Annotated in this window: 9 protein-coding genes; 7 read left to right on the top strand and 2 right to left on the bottom strand. The window is 45.1% G+C overall.

The window, feature by feature from the left end:
• The first annotated feature begins 215 nt into the window (after nt 1-215).
• The 5 genes from C1T29_RS18625 to C1T29_RS18605 all read left to right on the top strand — a co-directional run bounded on the left by C1T29_RS18625 (nt 216) and on the right by C1T29_RS18605 (nt 3831).
• Nucleotides 216-452, top strand: coding sequence for a YuzB family protein (locus C1T29_RS18625; RefSeq protein WP_003184941.1), 237 nt, complete (start codon nt 216-218; stop codon nt 450-452).
• 156 nt (nt 453-608) lie between these two features.
• Nucleotides 609-1826: a NupC/NupG family nucleoside CNT transporter gene (locus C1T29_RS18620; protein WP_020452827.1), complete on the top strand. Its 1218-nt coding sequence runs from the start codon at nt 609-611 to the stop codon at nt 1824-1826.
• Between the two features lie 126 nt (nt 1827-1952).
• Entirely contained in the window at nt 1953-2810 is an 858-nt protein-coding gene (dapF, locus tag C1T29_RS18615; RefSeq protein WP_023856179.1) for a diaminopimelate epimerase, read from the top strand.
• Nucleotides 2811-2883: 73 nt separating this feature from the next.
• Nucleotides 2884-3249 carry a HesB/IscA family protein gene (locus tag C1T29_RS18610; RefSeq protein ID WP_020452825.1) on the top strand — a complete coding sequence of 122 codons (366 nt, stop codon included), beginning with the start codon at nt 2884-2886 and terminating at the stop codon, nt 3247-3249.
• Nucleotides 3250-3351: 102 nt separating this feature from the next.
• A complete protein-coding gene (locus C1T29_RS18605) occupies nt 3352-3831 on the top strand; it encodes a GNAT family N-acetyltransferase (RefSeq protein WP_020452824.1) in 480 nt (159 codons plus the stop codon).
• Nucleotides 3832-3935: 104 nt separating this feature from the next.
• Here the strand turns inward: C1T29_RS18605 and C1T29_RS18600 are convergent, their stop codons facing one another.
• Entirely contained in the window at nt 3936-4160 is a 225-nt protein-coding gene (locus C1T29_RS18600) for a cold-shock protein (RefSeq protein ID WP_020452823.1), read from the bottom strand.
• 142 nt (nt 4161-4302) lie between these two features.
• On the opposite strand from C1T29_RS18600, the gene C1T29_RS18595 reads away from it, so the two are divergent.
• Nucleotides 4303-4503, top strand: a complete 201-nt coding sequence (locus tag C1T29_RS18595) for a hypothetical protein (protein WP_020452822.1) — start codon at nt 4303-4305, stop codon at nt 4501-4503.
• Between the two features lie 34 nt (nt 4504-4537).
• Here C1T29_RS18595 and yumC read toward each other — a convergent pair whose 3' ends face one another.
• Nucleotides 4538-5536: a ferredoxin--NADP reductase 2 gene (yumC, locus tag C1T29_RS18590; protein ID WP_020452821.1), complete on the bottom strand. Its 999-nt coding sequence runs from the start codon at nt 5534-5536 to the stop codon at nt 4538-4540.
• A 357-nt stretch (nt 5537-5893) separates the two neighbouring features.
• Here yumC and C1T29_RS18585 point away from each other — a divergent pair.
• Nucleotides 5894-7024, top strand: a 1131-nt coding sequence (locus C1T29_RS18585; protein ID WP_208945735.1) for an NAD(P)/FAD-dependent oxidoreductase, incomplete at its 3' end; no start/stop codon positions are given.

The raw sequence follows: 7024 nt of genomic DNA, 5'->3' as shown, positions 1-7024 counted from the left end.
AAAAAACTATGTAAATACCCTCTAGAATTATATCTAATTTGATGTAAAATCACAATAATTCTCGGGAAAATAACCTACATATCGGCTTTGAATCGATAATTAGTAAAACCCTTTAAGGTATTAATGTGTTACAAAAGCTTTATTCCTCAGCCTAAAACTTTGACTATTGAAACGTAAATAGGGTACGATAAAAAAGCGATGTGAGGTGAAATAAAGTGTTTCCAATCGTTGAGTTTTGCGTCAGCAATCTTGCCCAAGGTTCTCAGGAAGCAAAAGAAATATTGGAGAAAGATCCGAATCTGGACGTCGTCGAATACGGCTGCCTGAGTTACTGCGGACAATGCATGCAGACCATGTATGCTCTTGTAAACGGAGAAATGGTGACAGCGAATAATCCGGCTGAATTGGTCGAAAATATATACAAGTTCATTGATGAAAATGAACTTATTTAAAAACGGGGTCATCTTGGTGATCTCGTTTTTTCATGCAAAGCCTTTGTTTGAAAGGGTTTACATAAAAAGAGAAAAAATTCTTAAAAATTTTTGTGGACAGGCCAATCATTAATTGTTATCTTAATAAAAGTTTAAAAAATAATAAGAGGTGTGGTCATGAACATTTTATGGGGACTTCTTGGTATTCTGGCGATTTTCGCGATTGCTTTTCTGCTTTCTGAGCACAAGAGTAAAATTAACATAAGAACGATTTTAATCGGTTTGGCGATGCAGCTCCTGTTCGGATTCATCGTTCTCAAATGGGAAATGGGGCGGGAAGTGTTTCTTTCGTTTACGAAAGCCGTTCAGCATCTCGTCAATTATGCGAATGAAGGAATCAGCTTTCTCTTCGGGCCTCTCTTGCAAGTAGGCGACAGCGCTGCCTTCGCTTTAAGCGTTCTTCCTGTTATCATCTTCTTTTCATCGCTGATTGCGGTTCTTTACCACTTACGGATCATGCAAGTCATCATCCGCTTTATCGGCGGCGGATTGGCAAAACTGCTCGGAACAAGCAAAACGGAATCTCTTTCTGCAGCTGCCAATATCTTTGTCGGACAAACTGAGGCGCCGCTTGTGATTAAGCCGTTTATCGCAAACTTAACAAAGTCGGAGCTGTTTGCCGTTATGACAGGCGGACTCGCATCAGTGGCCGGTTCTGTTTTGTTCGGTTACGCCCTTCTTGGGGTTCCTCTCGAATATTTGCTTGCAGCGAGCTTTATGGCTGCACCTGCGGGCTTGATTATGGCAAAAATGCTTATTCCCGAAACTGAAAAATCGAAAATTGAAGAAAAAGATATTCAAATGGCTGAAGACGAAGACGCAGCAAATGTCATCGATGCCGCTGCAAAAGGGGCATCAACAGGTCTTTCTCTTGCTTTGAATGTCGGTGCGATGCTCCTTGCATTTGTTGCTTTGATTGCCGTTTTAAACGGAATTCTTGGAGGAATCGGCGGATGGTTCGGTTTTAAAGACCTTTCGCTTGAATTCATTCTCGGCTATGTATTTGCACCTCTCGCCTTTGTCATCGGCGTCCCTTGGGATGAAGCAGTTCAGGCCGGAAGCTTTATCGGTCAAAAGCTCGTGCTGAATGAATTTGTCGCTTATTCCAATTTTGCTCCGATGTTTGATCAGCTTTCCGTCAAAACCGCTTCGATTATCAGCTTTGCGCTGTGCGGTTTCGCAAACCTGTCTTCTGTGGCGATTTTGCTCGGAGGATTGGGAGGAATGGCGCCGAACCGCCGTTCCGATATCGCCCGTCTCGGCTTGAAAGCCGTTGCTGCCGGAACATTGGCCAACCTTACAAGCGCGGCGATCGCCGGTATGTTTATCGGATAACATGATAAAAGCTCCCTGCATATGAACGCAGGGAGCTTTTATGTATGAAAAACGGGGGATAGCCATATTGTATCCATCCCTTTCAGCTTTTATACTAGAAGAAAGTAAAAAAATGTGGAGGCGGCTATGAATTCTTTTCGTTTTACTAAAATGCACGGCTTAGGAAACAGCTATATATACGTCAATCAGTTTGAAGAACATCTCCCTGAGGAGCTGTTGTCAGATTTGGCCGTCAAAGTGTCTTCCGTTTACACCGGAATCGGTTCAGACGGAATGATACTCATCTGTCCTTCAGATCAAGCGCCGGTTAAAATGAGGATTTTCAACAGCGACGGATCTGAAGGCAAAAACTGCGGAAACGGTTTGCGCTGCGTTGCAAAATACGCGTATGAACATAAACTGGTGAAGGAAACATCCTTTTTAATTGAAACTCTTTCAGGCTTGGTAAAGGCTGAGATTGAAGTGAAGGAAGGAAAAGTTGTATCGGCTACAGTCGATATGGGTGAACCGCGCCTTCTCAAATCAGATATGCCAATGCTCGGTGAACAGGGGTCGGAGACGATCAATGAAAAGATGATATTCGGCGGCCGGGAAATGAAAGGTACCGCTGTATCCATGGGCAATCCCCACATCGTCTTTTATTTAGACGATATTGAAAAAGCGCCGCTTACGTCGATGGGACCGCTCATTGAAAAAGATGAAAGGTTTCCGGAAGGGGTTAACGTAGAATTTGTTGAAGTCGAAAACGACAAAGAACTTCATTTCCGTGTATGGGAAAGGGGTTCAGGAATTACCCAGGCATGCGGAACGGGCGCCTGCGCAGCCGCAGTGAGTTCGATACTCAACGGCTATTCCAAACGAGACACGGACATTATCGTCCATCTCGCCGGCGGCGATCTGATCATTAATTGGAAAAATGACGGTCGTGTCATGATGACAGGACCCGCTGAAACGGTATGTGAAGGCGAGTTTTTTATATCATGAGTCGGTCCGTTTGAGAAATCGGACGTGCGACTTTATAATAAAGTACACATGAGCTTTTAGGAGGTGTGATGTTATGAGCGAAAAAACAGTTACGGTCACGGAAGCGGCTGCTCTTCATATCAAGGATATGATGAAAGAGCATGAAGAGGAGAACGCATTCTTGAGAATCGGAGTAAAAGGCGGCGGATGCAGCGGTCTGTCATACGGCATGGGTTTTGAACACGAAAAAAACGAAGACGACAATGAATTCGTCCAGCATGGAATCACAGTGCTTGTAGATCAAGAAAGCCTGGATATTATGAACGGTACGGTCATTGATTTTAAACAATCGATGATGGGCGGAGGCTTCACCATCGATAATCCAAATGCCATCGCTTCATGCGGCTGCGGATCATCATTCAGAACCGCAGTGAATGCAGGGAAGCCTGAAGAGTGCTGACATATTGGCATCAGGTCAACGATATGGAATGAGAAAAACGCCTTTCATTGCGATGCATCATCGTGACGAAAAGGCGTTTTATTATGATCTGGGGGGAAAGAAATGAAACTCGTATCAACGCTCGGCTTGTCAAAAGCGGACGTTACCGCGTTTTTTCATAAGCATTGGGGAAGTCCGGACATGGTCAATTCACACGGAACATTCCGCTGCGATGAATTGGAAGGATTCGCTGTGACAGATGAAAAAGGCGATATAAAAGGCCTGATTACGTACTTCATCGCCGGAAACGAATGTGAAGTCGTCTCCTTGGACAGTATTGCCGAAAACAAAGGGATCGGCTCACTCCTTTTAAACGAAGTGGAACGTGCTGCAAAGCGAAAACAGTGTCAATCGATTAAACTGATCACGACGAACGATAATATGCGGGCGTTTATGTTTTATCAAAAGAGAGGCTATACAATGGCCGAGCTGTATGTAAACGCAGTTGAAGAAGCAAGAAAAGTAAAGCCTGAAATTCCCTTTGCCGCTGATAACGGCATACCGATTCGGGATGAGATTCTTTTGGTAAAAGATTTAACATAATCTGTTTTCCGCATCGCTCGGGAAATGCCGGAAGGAAGCAATGCAGCCACCCCGCTCAAGTGCTGAGCAAGGTTTTTGCAACGGGGCTTCCGGAACAATCGTGTTTATTTCTGGTTAAAGATTCGGTTGAGATTGCTCGTGTTGTTGGTGATTGAGGTGATATAGCGGCTTCCGCTTACCATTTCCTTGTTGCACAGAGGGCATAGAGGGCGATCGCTGCTCGTGAAATTTTTTCTCATCCATCCGTTGCAGTCCTCAGCGGTACATTCCCACGTACTGATATCTTCCTTTGGCAAAGGCTCTTGATTGCGATTGTTGTAGTAAGACATATCGTCACTTCCTAACAAGGGTTTTTTGGAGTTCATTTAAGAATATTTTGTGAATCTTAAGACATTCTATTCGTCAATTTGTTATTCTATACTGGACAGGTTTATTTAGAGTCCAAGCCCAGTAAAGAAAAGGGGTTCAACCATGGAAAAAATCAACTGCAGAAGCTGCGGCGGGCTTACGCCTTACGATTCAAAAGTCTGTGAAGCATGCGGCTGCGAAAAACCGCTTCCAAAAGCACAGAAAATTACGGACCGGATTGTCTTGACTGCGGCGGGAGTGGTCGGTATCTTAACGATTGTGCTGATTTTGGGAACGATCTTCTCATATTTGAATATCATATAATGAAAAGGAGCCGGTGTCAGGCTCCTTTTCATTTTTATTTGTTTTCAAACATGCTTGTAGAGTGCAGCGGCTGCACGCGCGCTTTAGGATCCATGTAAGCTTTTGCATTATTGACAGCGGTCGGTGCTTCTCCAAATCCGCTGGCAATCAGCTTGACTTTTCCTTCGTATGTGCAGATGTCGCCGGCTGCATAGAATCCCTCGATGTTCGTTTCCATTGTGGACTTGACGACGATCGAATTTTTCTCGATTTCAAGCCCCCAGTTTTTGATTGGTCCGAGAGATGAAACAAAGCCGAAGTTGACGATCACATCGTCGACTTCGATGATTTCTTTTCTCTCGCCTTTCACTTCCTCGATGACGATCTGTTCAATCCGCTCGGCGCCGATCAGTTCGGTCGGAACAAACGGTGTCAGCACATTGACTTTTGAATTGTGCAGGTTTTCGACGCTGTGTTCATGTGCGCGGAATTTATCGCGGCGATGAATAATTGACACCTCTTTAGCGATCGGTTCCAGCATGAGCGCCCAGTCGACGGCAGAGTCGCCGCCGCCCAACACCGCAACGCGTTTGCCCGCAAATTGATTCAGATCATCTATAAAGTAATGAAGGTTTGCATTCTCGTATTGAGCCGCAGATTCAAGCTCGAGCTTTCTCGGCTGGAATGCTCCGTTTCCGGCAGTAATAATCACCGTTTTAGAATAGTGGATTTCTTTGTTGGTGACGAGCTTGAAAATGCCGTCTGCTTGTTTTTCAACGCTTTCGACAGCTTGTTCCAGACAAACGGTCTGATCAAATTTCGCCATTTGCTCTTTCAAATTGTCGACCAGCTCCTGAGCGCGGATTTTAGGGAACCCGGCTACATCGTATATGTATTTTTCGGGATACAAAGCGGACAGCTGACCGCCTAGCTGCGGCAGGCTTTCGATAATTTTGACGCTCGCTTGCCGCATTCCGCCGTAAAATGCGGTAAACAAGCCGACAGGGCCGCCCCCGATAATTGTAATGTCATATACTTTTGAGTCTTCACGCATGAAAATAATGCCCCCTAAATGAAAATTGTTCTTAATTATATCATATCACATAAAATAAATACGAGCGCGTCTGTTTTTTTAAGATCGGAAAATATTACCGTCTGATCTAAAGTCTGCCGCCCGAGCATATTTAACCTTGAAAAAGCAAAAGCGAGCGGCTATGATGTAGTTGTGAACATTTTGTTAAAGATTCGTGAATATTTTTCGACGCACAGCCGAAAAACATTCCGTTGTTCGGCAAATTAAAGTGAAGGGTTTCACAAACTTTTTTTCATAAAATGCCTGAAGCCGGCAGAAGATAACCCAAAGGCTATTTTTAATCCGGCTTAGCAGTAAAATACAGAAAAGGTGGATGTGATTCCGTTGAATAAGCCAAAAGTAGTAGTATTAGGTGCAGGTTATGGTGGATTAATGACCGTTACGAGACTTGTTAAAAAAATCGGCGTCAATGAAGCGGATGTTACGCTTGTCAACAAGCACAATTATCATTATGAGACAACCTGGATGCACGAAGCGAGCGCAGGTACACTTCATCATGACAGATGCCGCTATCAGATTAAAGACGTCATCAATACATCCCGTGTCAATTTCGTTCAGGATACGGTAAAGAAAATCGATAAAGAAGGAAAGAAAGTCGTCCTTGAAACCGGCGAGCTTAGTTACGACTATCTTGTCGTAGCGCTGGGGGCCGTCCCTGAAACTTTCGGAATTTCTGGATTGAAAGAGTATGCTTTCTCCATTTCAAACATCAACTCGTCCCGGCAGCTTCGCGAACACATTGAATATCAGTTTGCGACGTATAACACAGAAGCCGAGAAGCGCCCGGAACGCCTGACGATCGTTGTCGGAGGAGCGGGTTTTACCGGCATTGAATTTTTGGGCGAATTGGGCAACCGCATTCCTGAGCTGTGCCGCGAATACGATATCGATCGCCAGCAGGTTCGTTTAATATGCGTGGAAGCCGCGCCGTCCGTTCTCCCGGGCTTTGATCCTGAGCTTGTCGATTATGCGGTCAACTACCTTGAAGGAAAAGGCGTTGAATTCAAAATCGGCACGGCTGTGAAAGAATGCACGCCTGACGGAATCATCTGTGGAAAAGACGATCAGACCGAAGAAATCAAAGCAGGCACTGTCGTATGGGCCGCAGGTGTCCGCGGCAACCCGATCATAGAAGAATCAGGCTTTGAAAACATGCGCGGCCGTGTGAAGGTAAAACCTGATCTGCGCGTTGAAGGCCATGATGATATATTTGTAATCGGAGACTGCTCGCTGATCATAAATGAAGAAACCGAAAGGCCTTATCCGCCGACTGCGCAGATTTCCATGCAGCAGGGCGAAACGTGCGCAAACAATTTGGCCGCACTGATTCACGGCAAAGAAACGGAAACGTTCTCATTCGATAATAAAGGCTCTGTCGCTTCTCTCGGCGAACATGATGCAATCGGCGTCGCATTCGGGAGAAAGATGACGGGAACGACGGCGTCCATG

The sequence above is a fragment of the Bacillus sp. MBGLi79 genome (assembly GCF_002953915.1).
The sequence above is the reverse complement of the archived record's forward strand: the minus strand, read 5'-3'. Positions and strand labels throughout refer to the sequence as shown.